Here is a 17649-nt window from a genome sequence, read left to right as displayed (position 1 = left end):
TCGATTGAACCTCATGGTCGCCGACAAAAGCCGATCCGAGCAGCGTGACATTCTGGGACGAGCCCCCTCGCTCGCCGACACGCTGGCGCTCAGGCTGCGCGACGAGATCGCATCGGGCCGGCTCCAGGCCGGCGAGCGCCTGCCGACCGAGCAGCAACTCGCCCTGACCTATGGCGTCAGCCGCCCGATCGTGCGCGAGGCGGTCGGCCGGCTGAAGCATGACGGGCTGGTGCTGTCGCGCCAGGGCGCCGGGGCCTTCGTCGCCGAGCCCGGATCAAGCTCGGTCTTCCGGCTCGATGTCGCGGATTTTTCGGACAAGGCGGAGCTGCGCCACATCGTCGAATTGCTGATGGCGGTCGAGGCGTCCGCGACCGAGCATACGGCCGAGCGCCATAGCGAGGCCGATCTCGCCACGATCCGCACCCGGCTGGACGCGATGCAGGCCGCGATCGACCGCGGCGAATCCGGCGTCGACGAGGATGTCGCCTTCCATCGCGCCATCATCGACGCCACCGGAAATCCGTTCTTCCGCGATCTCTCGGAGTTTCTCGACCGGCGCGTGCGAAATTTCATCCGCACCGCCCGGGCCAACACGGCCCGCCTCGCCGGCATGGCGCAGATGGTGCAGGGCGAGCATCAGGCCATCTTCGAGGCGATCGTCGCGCGCGATCCGCAAAGGGCCCGCGTAGCTGCCGAAACGCACCTCAAGAACGCCGCCGCGCGACTCGCGCTCTATCTCGGGCGGTAACGAGGGCGGGGCGCTACATCGCCCAGCCGATCGCGCTCGCGCGCCGGCTGGATCAGTCGCTGCGCGCTGTGGCCCGCCCGCGCAAGGACAGGGCGGCACGGCCGATTAGCGGCATCAGCAGCAAGGTGAGGCCGATCGCCATCAGCGTCGAGACCAGCGGGTTGGACCAGAAGATCGAGAGCGAGCCCTGGCTAAAGATCATCGACTGGCGGAAGGCGTCCTCAGCCTTGTCGCCGATGACCATGGCGAGCACCAGCGGCGCGATCGGGTAGTCCAGCTTCTTGAAGACGTAGCCGACGAGGCCGAAGATCAGCGCCAGCCAGATGTCGAAGCCCTTGCCCGCAGCGGTATAGGCGCCGATGAAGCAGATCACCACGATCACCGGCCCGATGATCGAGAACGGGATGCGCAGGATCGAGGCGAAGAGCGGCACCGTCGCCAGCACGACCACGACCGCGACGACATTGCCGAGATACATCGAGGCGATCAGGCCCCAGACGAAATCGGGGCGGTCGGTGAACAATGTCGGGCCGGGGTTCAGCCCCCAGATCATCAGGCCGCCCATCATCACGGCGGCGGTCGCGGAGCCGGGAATGCCCAGCGCCAGCATCGGCAGCATCGCGGCCGAACCCGCCGCATGGTCGGCCGTCTCGGGCGCGATCACACCCTCGGGCTCGCCCTTGCCGAACTTGGCCGGGTTGCGCGAGGAGCGCTTGGCCATGGCGTAGCTCATGAAGGAGGCCGCTGTAGGCCCGCCCGGCGTGATGCCCATCCAGATGCCAATCAGCGAGGAGCGCAGCAGCGCGAGCCAGTAGCGCGGCAGCTTGGCCGCCGTCAGCACCACGTCGCGGATGCGGACCTTGGCGGCGACGCCCTCGAATTTGAGCCCTTCCTCCATCGTCAGCAGCAATTCGCCGATGCCGAACAGGCCAATCACCGCGATCAGGAAGGAGACGCCGGCGAGCAGCACGTCGAACTCGTAGGTCAGGCGGACATTGCCAGAGACCGAATCCATGCCAATGGAGGCCAGGGTGAAGCCGATGCCCATCGAGACGATGGTCTTCAGCGGCGAGGCGCCGCCCAACCCTATGAAGCTGGCGAAGGTCATGAAATAGACCGCGAAATACTCAGGCGAGGAGAAGCGCAGCGCGAATTTCGCGACCCAGCCCGACAGCAAGGTGATCAGGATGACGCCGGCCAGCGCCCCGAATCCGGCCGAGAGGAAGGCGAAGGACAACGCTTCCGTCGCCCTGCCCTGCTTGGCCATCGGGTGGCCGTCGAATGTCGTCGCCACCGATGAGGGTTCGCCGGGGATGTTGAACAGGATCGAGGTGGTCGAACCGCCGAAAAGCGCGCCCCAATACAGCGAGGTCAGCAGGATGATGGCCGAGACCGGATCCATGCTGAAGGTCAGCGGCAAGAGCAGCGAGACGCCGTTGGGGGCGCCCAGCCCGGGCAGGACGCCGACGAGCACGCCCAGCAGCACGCCTGCCATCATCAGCAGCAGATGATGCGTGGTCAGGGCGACCGAAAAGCCGTGCATCAGATTGGCGAGGTTATCCATGGCTCACGGCACCGTTCGTGGTTGCGCGTCGGTCACAGGCCGAGCAAGGGCTCGAGCGGCCCCTTGAGCAGGCTGATCTGGAAGAATTTCTCCAGCGCGAGATAGAAGAAGGCGGCCGTGCCCAGCGCCGTCGCGAGCGTTCCCAGCCAGCCGTAACGACCTTGAAAGCGCATGGTGAAAACGAGGTAGAGGATCGTCGCGACATACATGCCGAGCGTGGCGCTGAACGCGACGAAGGCGAGCAGCGGCAGGAGAAAGGACAGGACCCGCAGCCCGCGCTCGCGATCAAGGAAGAGCTCATCGAGCCCGGCCGAGCCTGCGAAGCGACCGGCCGCCGTGACGACCAGTGTGCCCAGGCTCGCCAGCGCGACCAGACCGCCGATGTAGAACGGAAACGCGCCGGGCTGGGGACCCGAGGAATCCCAGCCGATGCCGAATTCCAGCGCGCCATTGACGATGACGAGGCCGAACGCCAGCGTCGCCAGCGCGGTCGCGATCTCGGCCCAGAAGCGGGTGATCATGGCTGGGATGCCCCTTCCTGCAAAGCTAGGCGGCTGATTTTCCTCGCGCCGTCATCCCGGGCGGAGCGAAGCGGAGACCCGGGATCCATGCCGGAACGGTTCAGGCATGGACCCCGGATCGGCGCCGCTCGGCGGCTTGTGCGGGATGACGTGGAGGTTGGGGTGCTTACTTCGCGACCCAGCCTTCGTTCTCGAAGACCTTCTTGTTGGCGGCGTCATCCTTGGCGACGAAGTCAGCCAGGTCTTGGCCTTTCATGAACTTGGCCGTCTGCGCGGTGCGACCCACGAACTCCTGCCATTCCGGCGTCTTGGAGACCTTCTCCAACACGTCGGCGTAGAAGGCGACGGCGTCGGCCGGGACTTCGGCCGGCAGCCAGACGGTGCGCGGCATCTGGAAGGTCTCCAGCGGCAGGCCGGCTTCCTTGCAGGTCGGGATGTCGCCCCAGCCCTTGCCCTCGAAGACCGGATCGCTCTTGGCGAGCCGCACTGGCGAGAAGACGCAGAGCGGCTTGACCTGCCCGGCCTTCCACTGGCCGATATTCTCGTTGGGATTGTTGACGTTGGAGTCGATATGGCCGCCGGCGAGTTGCACGGCCGCCGCGCTGCCGCCCTGGAACGGGACATAGATCCATTTCACGCCGGTCGCGTCCTGGATCATCGAGGTCAAGGTCTGGTCGGTGTCCTTCGACTGGCTGCCGCCCATCTTGAAGCCCATCGGCTTGGCCTTGACGGCATCGAGATAGGCCTTGGCGTCGGCATAGGGCGCATCGCCCTTGACCCAGAGCAGGAATTCGTCGAGCGCGAGACCGGCGACCGGGGTCAGATCGCTGTACTTGTAGCCGAGCTTGGCGACATAGGGCAGTAGATAGGCGTTGTTGGTGCCGAAGATGACGCGGTTGGGATCGCCCTTGGCGCCCTTGCCGTAGACATAGCCCTCGGCGCCTGAGCCGCCGCCCTTGTTCACCACAACGATCGGCTGGTCGATCAGCTTGTGCTTGCTGATGATCGACTGGATCATGCGGGCGAAGTTGTCAGTACCGCCGCCGGCACCCGAGGTGACGACGAATTCGACGGGCTTGGTGGGCTGCCAGGCCTGCGCTGCGCTGGTGGCGCCAAGCGCGAAGGCTCCAACGAATGCGGCTGTGATGCTGATGGTCTTCATGCGTTTTACTCCCTGAAGGATTGGTTTTTCGCGACCGCTCTCGAGCGGCGGTCTTTGAAAGAACGTTCTGGTGTCAGGCGGCGGCCTTGGCCCTCGCCTTGCCGTCCTGGGCCATCTTGATGGCGAGCGCGAGCGCGGCGCGGGTGGCGCCGAGATTGGCGACGCCTCGGCCTGCGATCTCATAGGCGGTGCCATGGGCCGGCGTGCAGATCGGGAACGGGAAGCCGCCGATCAGGGTGACGCCGCTGTCGAAGCCGATCAGCTTCATCGCGATCTGGCCCTGGTCGTGATACATCGTCAGAACCGCGTCGAAATCGCCGTTCCGGGCGCGCAGGAACACCGTATCGGAGGGGAACGGCCCCTCGACGGTGAAGCCTTTCGCCTTGGCTGCCTTGACCGCGGGCTCGATGGTGTCGATCTCGTCGCGGCCGAAATTGCCGCCGTCGCCGGCATGGGGATTGATGCCCGCAACCGCGATGCGCGGCGGGTCGAAGCCGGCCAGACGCAGATTGGCATCGGCCAGCGTCAACGCCCGCAGGATGCGCTCCTGCGTGATGTTGGCGGCCACCTCCGAGAGCGGGATATGCGAGGTCACCCGCGCATTCCAGAGCTTGTCCAGGATGTTGAATTCGCTCGCAGGCCCCTCGAAGCCGATCGCGTCGCGCACGAAGCGTATCTCGTCGTCATAGCCGGGATAGGCGAAGCGCATCGCCGCCTTGTTGAAGGGCGTGAAGAAGACGGCATCGGCTTTGCCCGAGGCAGCGAACTGCAAGGCATGGCGGAAATTGTCGGTCGCAGCCTTGCCGCCGGCCAGCGTCGCCGTGCCGCGCTGCAGATCCGCCGGATCATGGTTGCCGAGATCGATGAAGACGGGCTTGTCGCCAAGCGGAAGGGCATCGCCCTCACGGATGACGCGTACCTGCGGATCGACCGCACCATCCTTGATGCCAAGTTCGAGCAGGCGCGCATCGCCGAAGACGACGTAACGCGCCGCCGCGCGCAGATCGGGCTCGGCGAGGATGCGCGCGGTCAATTCCGGGCTGATGCCCGAAGGATCGCCCATCGCGACGGCAATCACCGGCAACTCGTTCTGCGCCCGATTGTCCATAGCCCTGCTCCGCTGACTGGCCCCGCTGACCTCTGGCTAGCACAGGGCCCCGCAGCTCACAAGTATGCTGTATGCAGCATAATCACCGTGGTATAGGCATGCCGGAAAGGCATGGAGTCGCCAAGGCAGTCACGATGCGGGTAGACGAAACCATAAACTCCCACGCGCATGACGCGAGCATCAGCGCCGGGGCCGCCGGGAGCGCTTTCGTGGCCGTCGGTTTGACAGCGCCGGGTCCGCGTGCCGTAACCGGCACGGACACAGCCCTGGTGGAGCAGCGATGAGCGAGCCTGCGATCGACTATCCCCGGATCACGCGCCGGACCCTGCATGACGAGGTGCTGGAGCGGCTGCGCGACATGATCATCGAGGCGCGTCTCGCCCCCGGCCAGCGCATCAACGAGGGTCTGGTCGGTGCCCAGCTCGGTGTCTCCCGGACGCCGTTGCGCGAAGCGATCAAGACGCTCGCCAGCGAAGGCCTGGTCGAGATCCTTCCGGCCAAGGGCGCCATCGTGCGTCGTTTCTCGGCGCAGGATCTCGCCGACATCCTAGAGGTGCTCAAGACGCTGGAGCAGCTCGGCGGAAAGATCGCCTGCGAGCAGGCGAGCGATGCCACGATCGAAGCGATCCATGCCATGCATCGGCAGATGATGGTGCTCTACGAGACCCGCAGCCGGCTGGAGTATTTCAAGCTCAACCAGGACATTCACAGCGCGATCGTGGCAGCGTCGGGCAATGCGGCACTGATGGAGATGCACGCGACCCTGCAGGCGCGGATCAAGCGGCTGCGATTCGTCGGCAATGAGGGGCCGGTCAAATGGGCCGGCGCCGTGGCGGAACACGAGGAGATGATGGCGGCTTTGCTGAAGCGCGATGCCACGGAGCTGAGCCGGATCATCGGAATCCACATGGACTCGACGCTGCTGCGGGTTCGCGAGGTGCTCTGACCGGCCGCGGCAGGGCGCCGGCTCTCAGCTTTCCGAGGCCTGGTCCGCAATGGCCTTGTCAAGGCGGCTGACGGTCTCGTCCAGGCTTTCGGCGACGCCGAGCATGAAATCCTTGCCGAATGCGATGATCGTGTCCGGCGGCTCGCCCTTGAAGGTATAGACGACGCTGACCAGGAGCGGATTGACGTAGACGGGCTTGCCGTCGGCGGGGGAGGTGAACTTGCAGAGCTTGGGCATGGGCGTCTCGCGACTCGATGCAGGAGCAGGAGCTATACGACAGACGAGCGTCGCGCGCTGCCACGCGAACCCTCGTGCATCGCCCCGGCTTGAGGCGGGCGAACAAAGCTCTACCATCGGCGCGGACTCAGCAGGTGGCGCGAGAACAGCGATCAGATGACGAATAGCGATGCTCGCGAGCCCGCCTCCCCCTTGCAGATCTATTTGGTCCGGCATGGCCAGACCGAATGGTCGCTGTCGGGGCAACATACCGGCCGCACCGATATCCCGCTGACGCCCCGGGGCGAGGACGAAGCTCGGGCACTCGAGGCCTCGTTTCGGGGGCTGGCGTTTTCGCATGTGCTGGCCAGCCCGCGCCAGCGCGCGCGCCAAACAGCGGCACTGGTTGGGCTCGGCGCGGCGGTCGCGGTCGAGCCCGATCTCGCCGAGTGGGATTATGGCGATTATGAAGGCCTGCGCTCGGTTGAAATCCGTGCCCGGCGACCTGGCTGGAGCATCGTCCGCGACGGCTGTCCCAACGGCGAGTCGCCGGCCCAGATCGCGGCGCGCGCAGACCGGCTTGTGGGCTTTTTGTCAGCGCTGACGGGCAATGTGGCCGTGTTCACACATGGGCATTTCGGCCGCTGCCTCGCGGCACGCTGGATCGGCCTCGACCTCACGGCCGTGCAGAACCTGCTGCTCGGCACGGCCTGCTACGGCGTGCTGGGCTACGATCCCGGCCATCCGGAGAACCGCGTCATCGCCCACTGGAACATCGCCGCCGCCTGATCGGGCCTCCCTAAAGGCCGACTTTGCCGGATGTCAAAGCGCCGTGCTTCATTGTAAGTCCGAACCCTCATGGACCTCACCGCGCCGCTCATGAGCCTTGCCGATCATGGCCCGCTGCTGCTGACGACGCTGCACATCGTCACTGCCGGCACGGTGACGATCCACGCCCTGATCCGCAAACGCGACGTGCCGGCCGCGATCGGCTGGATCGGGCTGGCCTGGCTCTCGCCGTTCTTCGGGCCGATCCTCTATTTCGGCTTCGGGATCAACCGGGTGAAGCGCCGCGCGATACGCCTGCGCGGCGTCGCCGGCGGTGGCGGCTTCCCGGGTCAACCTGGCGCCACCGCCGGTGAACCGGCCGGCAGCCTTCAGACCGCCGTCGGCCGGATCATCCGCTCCGGCATCGCATCGGGCAAGGTGGCGGCGGTGCTGGATTGCGGCGACGAGGCCTATCCACGCATGCTGGCCGCGATCGACGGCGCCCAGACCAGTGTCGCGCTCTCGACCTTCATCTTCCGGACGGACGAGGTCGGGCTTCGCTTTATCGACGCGCTCGTTCGCGCCCATCGCCGCGGCGTCGCCGTGCGGGTGCTGATCGACGGGTTCGGCGGCGGCTTCCTGTTCTCGCGGGCCTATCACCGGCTGCGGCTGGAGGGTGTTCCCACCGCCCGCTATCTGCACTCCCTGCTGCCGTGGAAGATGCCGCTGCTCGATCTGCGGCTGCACAAGAAGATCCTCCTCATCGACGGCGAGACGGCGTTCCTCGGCGGGCTCAACATCGGTGCCGACAATCTGCGCGCGACGATCCCGAGAGACCGCGTGCGCGACATTCACTTCATGATCGAAGGCCCGGTCGTGAAGCAGGTCGCCGAGAGCTTCCAGGACGACTGGGCCTTCTCGACATCCGAGACTCTGGAAGGCCCGTCCTGGTTTCCGGCCGAACATCGCGAGGGCGATGCGCCGGCGCGGGTGATCTCGTCAGGCCCCGACCAGAGCGTCGATCAGCTCATGCTCGTCCTGCTGTCGGCGATCAACTCCGCCTCGGCGTCGATTCGGATCGCGACGCCTTACTTTCTGCCCGACGAGCAGGTGCTGACCGCGCTCCAGCTTGCGGCGCTGCGGGGCGTCGCGGTCCATGTCGTCATCCCGGCCGTCAACAACCATCGCCTGATGGGTTGGGCGATGCAGGCGCATATCCGGCCGCTGCTCAAGGTCGGCTGCCATGTCTGGCGCTCACCACAGCCCTTCGACCATTCGAAGCTGGCAACGGTCGACGAATCATGGAGCCTGATCGGCAGCGCGAACTGGGATGCACGCAGCCTGCGGCTGAACTTCGAAATCACCATGGAGTTCTATGATCAGGAACTGGCCAAACGGCTTAACGGCATCATCGACGGCAAGCGCGGCGATGCCGTCACGCTGGAACAGATCGACGCGCGCTGGCCGATCGTGAAAATTCGTGATGCGGCGGCCCGGCTGCTGATGCCCTATCTTTGATATCGACGAGCGAGGTCGCGTGAAGGTCGCATCCTACAACATCCACAAATGCCGCGGCACCGACCGGCGCGTCCGGCCCGACCGGATCGTCTCCGTCCTCGCCGAGATCGGCGCCGATCTGGTGGCGCTGCAGGAGGTCGATCGCCGCTTCGGCCAGCGCACCGGCCTGCTCGATCCTGCCGCCATCCTGCGCGAGACCGGGCTGCACCTGCTCGTCCAGTCCGATGTCGTCGACGGGCATGGCTGGCACGGCAATGCGCTGCTCGTGCGCGGCGAGCCATTGTCCTACCGGCGCTTCCGCCTGAAGCTGCCGGGGATCGAGCCGCGCGGCGCGGTCGTCGCCGAACTCGACCTCGGCGAAGGCAGGTTCCGCGTCATCGCCGCCCATCTCGGCCTGTTGCGCCGCTCGCGGATCGACCAGGCCACCGCGCTGCTGCACGCCTTCCTCGAACTCGCGCCGATGCCGACGATCCTGCTCGGCGATTTCAACGAATGGCGGCGCAGCCGCAGGTCGGCGCTCGATGTGCTGGCACCGCACTTCGCCAATATGAGGCCGCCGGCCAGCTTCCCATCGCGCCGCCCGATGCTGCCGCTGGACCGCATCCTGGCCTGGCCGGACGGGCTGATCTCCGAGCTGTGCGTGCATGACTCCGCGCTGGCGCGAAAGGCATCGGACCACCTGCCCCTGACGGCCCACGTCGACATCGCGGGCTGCCAGCTCGGCCTGGAAAGTGCAGCCTGACCGCTGCCCCCAGCCCACTTGCCCTAGCCCACTGCCAGGCGCCCTGAACTCGGGGCCTCAAAGCATTCTTCCGGAGATGTCAGACGATGAGCCGCAACGGGCAGCCGATCAGGGTCGGGGTCGATATCGGAGGCACCTTCACCGACATCGTCATGGAAGTCGGAGACATGGAAACCGGCACGCAGCTGCATTCGACCAAGCTCCTGACCACCTATGCCAATCCCGAGCAGGCGATCATCGACGGCGTGCTGCAGGTGGCCGGGATCGCCGGCGTCTCGCCGAGCGAGATCGACATCATCATCCACGGCACGACGCTGGCGACCAATGCGCTGATCGAGCGCAAGGGCGCGCGCACCACCTTCATCACCACGAAGGGCTTCCGCGACGTCATCGAGATGCGGACCGAGAACCGGTTCGAGCAATACGACCTCGACATCGTGCTGCCGCCGCCCTTGGTCGAGCGCAACCATCGCCATGTGCTGGACGAGCGCATCGGCGCCGATGGCAGCGTGCTCAAGGCGCCGTCACAAAGCGACATCGAGGAGCTGGCCGAGCGTATCGTCGCGGGCAGCTACGAGAGCGTCGCGATCGGCTTCATGCATGCCTATCTCAACGGCGCGCATGAGCGGCTGATGCGCGAGGCGCTGCTGGCGCGCGCGCCAGGCCTGTCGGTCTCAATCTCGTCGGAGGTCTCGCCGCAGATGCGCGAGTTCCAGCGTTTTAACACCGTCTGCGCCAATGCCTATGTGAAGCCGCTGATGGCCTCATACCTGAACCGGCTGGTCGAACGCCTGGCCGGCGTCGGAGCGACCTGTCCGGTCTTCATGATGCATTCGGGCGGCGGCATCATCAGCGTCGAGAGCGCCGCCGAGTTCCCCGTACGCCTGCTCGAATCCGGTCCGGCGGGCGGGGCGATCTTCGCCGCCCATATCGCCGCCGGGCACGGGCTCGACCAGGTGCTGTCCTACGACATGGGCGGGACCACGGCGAAGATCTGCCTGATCGAGAAGCAGGTACCCAAGACGGCCAAGACATTCGAGGTCGCGCGGACCTATCGCTTCAAGAAGGGCTCGGGCATGCCGATCTCGATCCCGGTGATCGAGATGGTGGAGATCGGTGCCGGCGGCGGCTCGATCGCCACCATCGATGCGATGCGGCAGATCCGCGTCGGGCCGCACAGCGCCGGCTCCGAGCCCGGCCCGGCCTGCTATGGCCGCGGCGGCGACAGGCCGACCGTGACCGATGCCGATCTGCTGCTCGGCAAGCTCGATCCCGACGATTTCGCCGGCGGCACGATCAGGCTCGCGACCGAGGCTTCGCGGCAGGCAATGCACAGCGCGCTCGGCGAGAAGCTCGGCGTCGACGAGACGACGGCCGCCTTCGGCCTCTGCGAGATCGTCGACGAGAACATGACCAATGCCGCCCGCATGCATGCGGTCGAGAACGGCAAGGAGCTCTCCGGCTTCACCATGATCGCCTTTGGCGGCGCTGCGCCGCTGCATGCCGCGCGGCTCTGCGACAAGCTCGGCATCGACCATCTGCTGGTGCCGCCCGGCGCCGGCGTCGGCTCGGCGATCGGGTTCCTGCGCGCGCCCTTCGGCTTCGAGTCGGTGCGCAGCGCCTATCTCCGGCTCAGTCGCTTCGACGCCGGCAAGGTCAATGCCGTGCTCGGCGAGCTGGCACAGGAGGCGTCGGGCTTCGTCCATGCCGGAGCGCCTGACGTGACGCCGATCCTCGAATGCGTCGCCTATATGCGCTATGTCGGCCAGGGCTGGGAGATCCCTGTCGCGATCGAGATCCGCGACTATGGTGCGGATGGCGGCGCGGTCTTCCGTACGCTTTTCGACGAGGCCTATGTTGCGCTCTTCGACCGGCTGATCGACGGACTCGACGTCGAGATCGTGAGCTGGTCGCTGCGAGCGAGTTCGCCGGTTCCGCCAGCTCAGGCCGTAGCCAGGGTTGCCGGCGGCCGCGACATGCCCGCCTCCGGTAGGCGCCCGCTCTTCGAGGCCCATGACGGTGCTTTCGTCGCGGCGGCGATCGTCGCACGCGCCGGGATGCAGCCTGGAGACAGGGTCGCAGGCCCCGCCATCGTCACCGAGCGCGAGACCACCACGATCGTCACATCCGGGCGCGAAGCCGTGATGCAGGCCGATGGCTGCCTGCTGCTGCGGCGCAAGCAAAGCTGAGCGGGATCAAGACCATGGCACAGACAGCATTGTCCGATGTCCGCATGCAGATCATGTGGAACCGCCTGATCTCCGTGGTCGAGGAACAGGCGATCACGCTGATCCGCACCGCCTTCTCGACCAGCGTGCGCGAATCCGGCGACCTGTCGGCGGGTGTCTTCAACAAGGCCGGTTTGATGATCGCGCAGGCGGTCACCGGCACGCCCGGCCACGTCAACGCCATGGCCGAGGCCGTCGGCCATTTCATCCGCGACATCGGACCCGAGAACATCTTCGAGGGCGACGTCTACATCACCAACGATCCGTGGAAGGGCACCGGCCACCTCCACGACATCACCATGGTGACGCCCTCCTTCCGCAAGGGCGCGCTGATCGGCTATTTCGCCTGCACGGCCCATGTCGTCGATGTCGGCGGACGCGGCTTCGGTCCCGATGCCAACGAGGTCTATGAAGAGGGCATCTTCATCCCGATCATGAAGTTCGCCACGCGCGGCACGGTCAACCGCGACCTCGTCAACATCCTGCGCAACAACATCCGCGAGGCCAACCAGGTCATCGGCGACATCTACTCGCTCGCCGCCTGCAACGAGACCGGCCACAAGCGCCTGATGGACATGATGGAGGAATTCCGGATCGACGATCTGGAGGCGCTGGCCGATTTCGTCATCGAGCGCAGCCATACGGCGACCGTCGAGCGCATCGCGGCGCTGCCGCATGGCGTCTACGACAATGTCATGCGCGTCGACGGCTATGGCGCCCCGGTCGAGATCGCCGTGCGCGTCACGGTCGACGAAAGCGGCATCCTGACCGATTTCTCCGGCACCTCGGGACCGAGCCCCAAGGGCATCAACGTGCCGCTGATCTATACAGTCGCCTATGCCTGCTACGGCCTGAAATGCGCGCTCGCGCCCGATATTCCCAACAATGCCGGCTCGCTGTCGCCGTTCCGGATCACCGCGCCCGACGGCTGCATCCTGAACGCGAAGCACCCGGCCCCCGTGGCGGTGCGCCATGTGCTCGGGCATTTCGTGCCCGATGCGGTGATGGGCGCGCTGCACAAGATGCTGCCGGGCAGGATTCCGGCGGAAGGCGCCGGCGCGCTCTGGAACCTGCATCTCAGCGCCCGTGCGTTGACCGGCAAGGACGCGCCCAGGGATGGCGGCCAGCGCGCCGAGGTGCTGCTGTTCAACAGCGGCGGCGGCGGCGCCCGGCCGACGCTGGACGGGCTCAGCGCGACGGCCTTCCCGAGCGGCGTGCACACCATGTCGATCGAGGCGACCGAGCATGTCGGTCCAGTGATCTTCTGGCGCAAGGAACTGCGCGAGGGGTCGGGCGGCGCCGGGCTCCGACGCGGGGGGCTCGGCCAGATCGTCGAGATCGCCGCCACGGCCGGGCACGAATTCCACTTCAACGCGATGTTCGACCGCGTCGCCCATCCCGCACGCGGCCGCGAGGGCGGTAAGGACGGCGCGCCGGGTTCGGTCTCGCTCGATGACGGCACCGCATTGTCGGCCAAGGGACGCCAGCATGTGCCGGCCGGCCGGCGGCTGGTGCTACAACTGCCGGGCGGCGGCGGCTACGGCAGGCCCGAGGAGCGCGAGGCGGCCGCGGCCGAACGCGATGTTGCCTTCGGCTATGTCAATGCGACCTGAGCCGCGCAAGCTGCGTTACCCGCGCGGCGCGGCGATAACCGCTCCCGGCCGGGCGAAACGGGCTTCGATCGCGGCGATATAGGCGTCCCGCGATGGCCCGAGATGCTGGCGGCAGAGCGCGACGAGGCGGTCGCGGTCGCCGGCTGCGAGCGCGTCGACCATCGCGGCGTGCTCGTCGCGGGCGAGCCGCAGATGCTCGGGGCTCGCGGCGGTGATCGAGCGCGCGCCATGGACCTTCTGCGCCAGCCCTTGGATCAACTCGACGAGATGAGGATTACCGCAGGCGCCAAATAGCGTCTCGTGGAACTGCATATTGGCGCGGAAGGCCGCGCGGGCATCGGCGCTCTCGACCGCAACCGCATGGCGCTGCTGGACGGCGCGTAGCTCGTCCAGGACGGTGGCCGAGGCCGGGAGGGGAATCTGCTGCGCGGCCAGCGTCTCCAGCGCCTCGCGCACCGAATAGATCTGCCTGACCTCGACCGGGTCGAGCAGCTTGACGACCGCGCCGCGGTTGGGAATGCGCTCGACCAGCCCGACCCGTTCCAGATCGGCCAGCGCCTCGCGCACCACATGGCGCTTCACGGCAAGGCGTTCGGCCAGTTCCTCCTCGACCAATCGCTCGCGCGGCAGGAGCCAGCCGAGGACGATCTCCTCCTCCAGCATCGCCGCGACACTGCGCACGCGCTCGGCGGTTTGGGCCTTCAAAACTGTCGCGATCATGCCAGTTTATAACCTTTCGACATAATTGTTGACAATCCCGTCGACGGCCATATTCCTACCCGCCATGAGCACGTCCGACGATACCTCAATCCTGAAGCCCGCAGCACGCGGCATGCGCCGCAATCTCGCGACCTATGGCGACCCCGGCTTCTCGCTGTTCCTGCGCAAGGCCTTCATCAAGGCCGCCGGCTTCTCCGACGATGCGCTCGACCGGCCGATCATCGGCATCACCAACACCTTCAGCGACTTCAACCCCTGCCATGGCAATGTGCCCCGGCTGATCGAGGCGGTGAAGCGCGGCGTGATGCTGGCAGGCGGACTGCCGATGGAGTTCCCGACGATCTCCATCCACGAATCCTTCGCCAACCCGACCTCGATGTTCCTTCGCAACCTCATGGCGATCGACACCGAGGAGATGATCCGGGCGCAGCCCTGCGATTCCGTCGTCCTGATCGGCGGCTGCGACAAGACCGTGCCGGCCCAGCTCATGGGCGCCGTTTCAGCCGATGTCCCCGCGATCCAGCTGATCACCGGCCCGATGCTGGTCGGCCATCACAAGGGCGAGGTGCTGGGCGCCTGCACCGATTGCCGCCGGCTCTGGGGGCAGCATCGCGCCGGCCAGATCGACGAGGCCGAGATCGAGGTTCTGAGCGGGCGCCTCGCGCCGACGCAGGGCACCTGCATGGTGATGGGCACGGCGTCGACGATGGGCTGTCTCGTCGAGGCGCTCGGCATCGCCCTGCCTGGCTCGGGCACGATTCCCGCCACCCATGCCGACCGCATCCGCGCCGCCGAGGCGAGCGGACGCGAGGCGGTCCGGCTGGCACAAGGGGGCCCGAAGCCCAGCGAATTGCTGACCGAAACCGCCTTCCGCAATGCGCTGACCGTGCTGCAGGCGATCGGCGGCTCGACCAATGGGCTGGTGCATCTGGCGGCAATCGCGCGCCGTGCCGGGCTCTCGATCGATCTCGAGGAATTCGATGCGATCGGCCGCAAGGTGCCGGTGCTGATCGACCTCAAGCCCTCCGGCGACCATTACATGGAGCATTTCCACTGGGCCGGCGGCGTGCCCAAGCTGATGAAGGAGCTCGGCGACCATCTCGATCGCTCGGCCCCGACCATCGACGGCCGCACCATCGGCGAGGTCGCCGACGCTGCCGAGGACGTCCCCAACCAGACGATCATCCGCACCGCCGCGAGCCCGGTGAAGCCGACCGGCGGCATGGCGGTTCTGCGCGGCAATCTCGCTCCGGGCGGCGCGGTCATCAAGCATTCGGCCGCCTCCCCTGCCCTGCTGAGCCATACCGGACGCGCCGTGGTCTTCAGCTCGGTCGAGGACATGGTCAACCGCATGGACGATGCCGATCTCGACGTGAAGGCGGACGACGTGCTGGTCCTGACCAACGCCGGCCCGCGCGGCGCGCCCGGCATGCCGGAGGCCGGCTACATCCCGATCCCGAAGAAGCTGGCGCAGGCCGGCGTCAAGGACATGGTCCGGATCTCCGATGCCCGGATGAGCGGCACGGCCTTCGGCACCATCGTCCTGCACATCACGCCGGAATCGGCCGTCGGGGGCCCGCTCGGGCTGGTCCGCAATGGCGACATGATCCGGCTCGATGTCGAGGCGCGCGAGATCGCACTCTTGGTCGAGGATGCCGAACTGGAGCGGCGCAAGGGCGAATGGCAGCCGCCGGCCCATCTGGCGGAACCCTCGCGCGGCTACCGTCATCTCTATCTCACGACCGTGCTGCAGGCCGATGAGGGCTGCGACTTCGACTTCTGCTGACAAGGCTGCCGCGCGCGGCCCCTGAACCGTCGAGGCCGGATGAACCGGCCCGCCAACCCATCGGAGGAATTTCGTCCATGCTCAATTGCTCTGTCCTGACGGGCGCGCTCGCCGCGTTTTCGCTCGCGCTGGCCGGCCCTGCCTTGGCGCAGGCCTACCCGACCAAGCCGATCACGCTCCTCGTGCCCTATGCGCCGGGCGGCGCGACCGACATCATCGGTCGCGTCATCGCCGAGGAACTCTCGCAGATACTTCCGCAGCGCGTCGTGGTCGAGAACCGTGCCGGTGCGGCCGGCAGCGTCGGAGCCGCAGCCGTCGCCCGCGCCCCGGCGGATGGCTACTTCCTGCTGATGGGCGCACTCACCAGCCATTCGATCAATATGGGGCTACAGGCCAAACCCGGCTTCGACCTCAAGAAGGACTTTTCGCCGGTCACCATCGCCGGCACGGTCGGCCTCGCGCTCGTCGTGCATCCATCCGTCCAAGCCAAAACGATTCCGGAACTGATCGCGCTGGCCAAGGCCAAGCCCGACGAGTTCAACTACGCCTCTTCGGGCAACGGATCGCCGCAGCATCTGGCCGGGGAGATGTTCAACGCCAAGGCCGGCACCAAGCTCGGCCATGTGCCCTATCGCGGCTCGGGTCCGGCCATGACCGACATGATCGGTGGTCAGGTCAAGGTGATGTTCGACACGATTCCCTCGGTTTTGCAGCACGTCAATGCCGGCACTCTGAAGGCGCTCGCCACCACCGGCCGCGAACCCTCGCCCTTCATGCCGACCTATACAACCGCGATTTCGCAAGGGCTCGCCGATTTTGAGATCGGCTCCTGGTTCGGCGTGCTGGCGCCCGCCGGTACGCCCCAGCCCATCATCGACAAGCTCAATGCCGAGATCGGAAAGGCCCTGCAAAGCCCCAAGGCGCTCGAGGCGATGAAGCTCCAGGGCGTCACGCCCAAGCCGGGCACGCCGGCCGAAGCCGCAACCCTGATCGATAACGAGATGAAGAAGTGGAGCGACCTGATCAAGGCCACTGGTCTGAAGCCGGAATGAAAAGGCCGCGTAGCGCAGAGCCAGCGATGACCAACTCCGTCAGGCGCCTCGCCATCGTCGGCGCCGGCATGATCGGCGCCAGCTGGGCGGCGCTCGCCAGCGCGCATGGCGTCAGCGTCTGCGCCTATGATCCCAACACGGAAGCCGAGGCGCGCTTCCTCTCCCATGTCGAACGGGCGCGGGCGCAACTGGCCGAACTCGGTCTGACCGGGGATGGCGCCGTGTCCTTCTCCAGCAGCCTTGAGATCGCGCTGGATGGCGCCGGTTTCGTCCAGGAGAACGGGCCGGAGAACGAGGCGGTGAAGCGCGGGCTTCTCGCCGAGATCGACGCACTTCTCCCCGCCGACGCAATCATCGCCAGCTCGACCTCGGCGCTGGTCCGCAGTGCCATCGTCGCCGATTGCGCGAGGCCGGAGCGCATCATCGTGGCGCATCCGTTCAACCCGCCGCATCTCGTGCCGCTGGTCGAGATCGTCGGGGTGGATACCGAGGTTGTGGCGCGGGCGGCGGATTTCTATCGTTCGCTCGGGCGGCGCCCCGTGTTGCTGAACCGCGAGATGCCCGGCCATATCGCCAACCGGCTTGCCTCGGCGCTCTATCGCGAGGCCGTCCATCTCGTCGAACAGGGCGTGGCGAGCGTCGCCGACATCGATGCGGCTTTGTGCAACGGGCCCGGCCTGCGCTGGGCCCTGATGGGTCCGCACATGACCTATCATCTCGGCGGCGGCGAAGGCGGAATCGCCGGCTATCTCGCCCATCTCGGCCCGAGCCAGGTCCGGCGTTGGCAATCGCTCGGCAATCCGTCGCTGGACGCGGATGTCCAGGCGAAGATCGTCGCCGGCGTTGCTGAAGAAGCCGCCGGCCGCTCGATCGCTGAACTGGAAGCGCGCCGCGACGAAGGCTTGCTCGCCCTGCTCAAGGCGCGCAGGCTCGTCAGCGACTGACAAGGTTTTGCCT

At 66.8% G+C, this 17649-nt stretch carries 16 protein-coding genes; 10 read left to right on the top strand and 6 right to left on the bottom strand.

Annotation, left to right across the window (positions count from 1 at the left end):
* The first annotated feature begins 13 nt into the window (after positions 1-13).
* Entirely contained in the window at positions 14-748 is a 735-nt protein-coding gene (locus AC1DYU_RS17135) for a FadR/GntR family transcriptional regulator (protein WP_476792673.1), read from the top strand.
* A 52-nt stretch (positions 749-800) separates the two neighbouring features.
* On the opposite strand, the gene AC1DYU_RS17130 is transcribed toward AC1DYU_RS17135, so the two are convergent.
* From AC1DYU_RS17130 to AC1DYU_RS17115, 4 genes are all read right to left on the bottom strand, one after another.
* Positions 801-2312, bottom strand: a complete 1512-nt coding sequence (locus AC1DYU_RS17130) for a tripartite tricarboxylate transporter permease (protein ID WP_476792672.1) — start codon at positions 2310-2312, stop codon at positions 801-803.
* A gap of 32 nt (positions 2313-2344) precedes the next feature.
* Positions 2345-2833, bottom strand: coding sequence for a tripartite tricarboxylate transporter TctB family protein (locus tag AC1DYU_RS17125; protein ID WP_476792671.1), 489 nt, complete (start codon positions 2831-2833; stop codon positions 2345-2347).
* 166 nt (positions 2834-2999) lie between these two features.
* The gene (locus AC1DYU_RS17120) at positions 3000-3995 is read right to left on the bottom strand and encodes a Bug family tripartite tricarboxylate transporter substrate binding protein (protein WP_476792670.1); all 996 of its coding nucleotides are present in this window, start codon (positions 3993-3995) and stop codon (positions 3000-3002) included.
* 73 nt (positions 3996-4068) lie between these two features.
* Entirely contained in the window at positions 4069-5103 is a 1035-nt protein-coding gene (locus AC1DYU_RS17115; RefSeq protein WP_476792669.1) for a 4-hydroxythreonine-4-phosphate dehydrogenase PdxA, read from the bottom strand.
* A gap of 280 nt (positions 5104-5383) precedes the next feature.
* Here AC1DYU_RS17115 and AC1DYU_RS17110 point away from each other — a divergent pair, with 280 nt between their 5' ends.
* Complete coding sequence (locus AC1DYU_RS17110) at positions 5384-6049, top strand: GntR family transcriptional regulator (protein ID WP_158486307.1); 666 nt, start codon at positions 5384-5386, stop codon at positions 6047-6049.
* A gap of 24 nt (positions 6050-6073) precedes the next feature.
* Here AC1DYU_RS17110 and AC1DYU_RS17105 read toward each other — a convergent pair whose 3' ends face one another.
* A complete protein-coding gene (locus AC1DYU_RS17105; protein WP_158486306.1) occupies positions 6074-6286 on the bottom strand; it encodes a hypothetical protein in 213 nt (70 codons plus the stop codon).
* Positions 6287-6442: 156 nt separating this feature from the next.
* Between AC1DYU_RS17105 and AC1DYU_RS17100 the strand changes: the two genes are divergently transcribed.
* The 5 genes from AC1DYU_RS17100 to AC1DYU_RS17080 all read left to right on the top strand — a co-directional run bounded on the left by AC1DYU_RS17100 (position 6443) and on the right by AC1DYU_RS17080 (position 13134).
* Positions 6443-7054, top strand: coding sequence for a histidine phosphatase family protein (locus AC1DYU_RS17100; RefSeq protein WP_158486305.1), 612 nt, complete (start codon positions 6443-6445; stop codon positions 7052-7054).
* 69 nt (positions 7055-7123) lie between these two features.
* On the top strand, positions 7124-8551 hold the full coding sequence (locus tag AC1DYU_RS17095) for a phospholipase D-like domain-containing protein (protein ID WP_158486304.1): 1428 nt from the start codon (positions 7124-7126) through the stop codon (positions 8549-8551).
* Positions 8552-8570: 19 nt separating this feature from the next.
* Positions 8571-9293: an endonuclease/exonuclease/phosphatase family protein gene (locus tag AC1DYU_RS17090; RefSeq protein WP_476792668.1), complete on the top strand. Its 723-nt coding sequence runs from the start codon at positions 8571-8573 to the stop codon at positions 9291-9293.
* Positions 9294-9379: 86 nt separating this feature from the next.
* Positions 9380-11482, top strand: a complete 2103-nt coding sequence (locus AC1DYU_RS17085; RefSeq protein WP_476792667.1) for a hydantoinase/oxoprolinase family protein — start codon at positions 9380-9382, stop codon at positions 11480-11482.
* Between the two features lie 14 nt (positions 11483-11496).
* Entirely contained in the window at positions 11497-13134 is a 1638-nt protein-coding gene (locus AC1DYU_RS17080; protein WP_476792666.1) for a hydantoinase B/oxoprolinase family protein, read from the top strand.
* A gap of 15 nt (positions 13135-13149) precedes the next feature.
* On the opposite strand, the gene AC1DYU_RS17075 is transcribed toward AC1DYU_RS17080, so the two are convergent.
* A complete protein-coding gene (locus tag AC1DYU_RS17075) occupies positions 13150-13854 on the bottom strand; it encodes a GntR family transcriptional regulator (protein ID WP_476792665.1) in 705 nt (234 codons plus the stop codon).
* A 64-nt stretch (positions 13855-13918) separates the two neighbouring features.
* On the opposite strand from AC1DYU_RS17075, the gene AC1DYU_RS17070 reads away from it, so the two are divergent.
* From AC1DYU_RS17070 to AC1DYU_RS17060, 3 genes are all read left to right on the top strand, one after another.
* Positions 13919-15640: an IlvD/Edd family dehydratase gene (locus AC1DYU_RS17070; RefSeq protein ID WP_476792664.1), complete on the top strand. Its 1722-nt coding sequence runs from the start codon at positions 13919-13921 to the stop codon at positions 15638-15640.
* A 77-nt stretch (positions 15641-15717) separates the two neighbouring features.
* Positions 15718-16692, top strand: a complete 975-nt coding sequence (locus tag AC1DYU_RS17065) for a Bug family tripartite tricarboxylate transporter substrate binding protein (protein WP_476792663.1) — start codon at positions 15718-15720, stop codon at positions 16690-16692.
* A gap of 26 nt (positions 16693-16718) precedes the next feature.
* Positions 16719-17636, top strand: a complete 918-nt coding sequence (locus AC1DYU_RS17060) for a 3-hydroxyacyl-CoA dehydrogenase family protein (RefSeq protein ID WP_476792662.1) — start codon at positions 16719-16721, stop codon at positions 17634-17636.
* The last annotated feature ends 13 nt before the right edge of the window (positions 17637-17649 follow it).

It is taken from the genome of Allobosea sp. P2_B12 (genome assembly GCF_056404835.1).
This window is presented reverse-complemented; position numbering and strand designations above follow the sequence as displayed.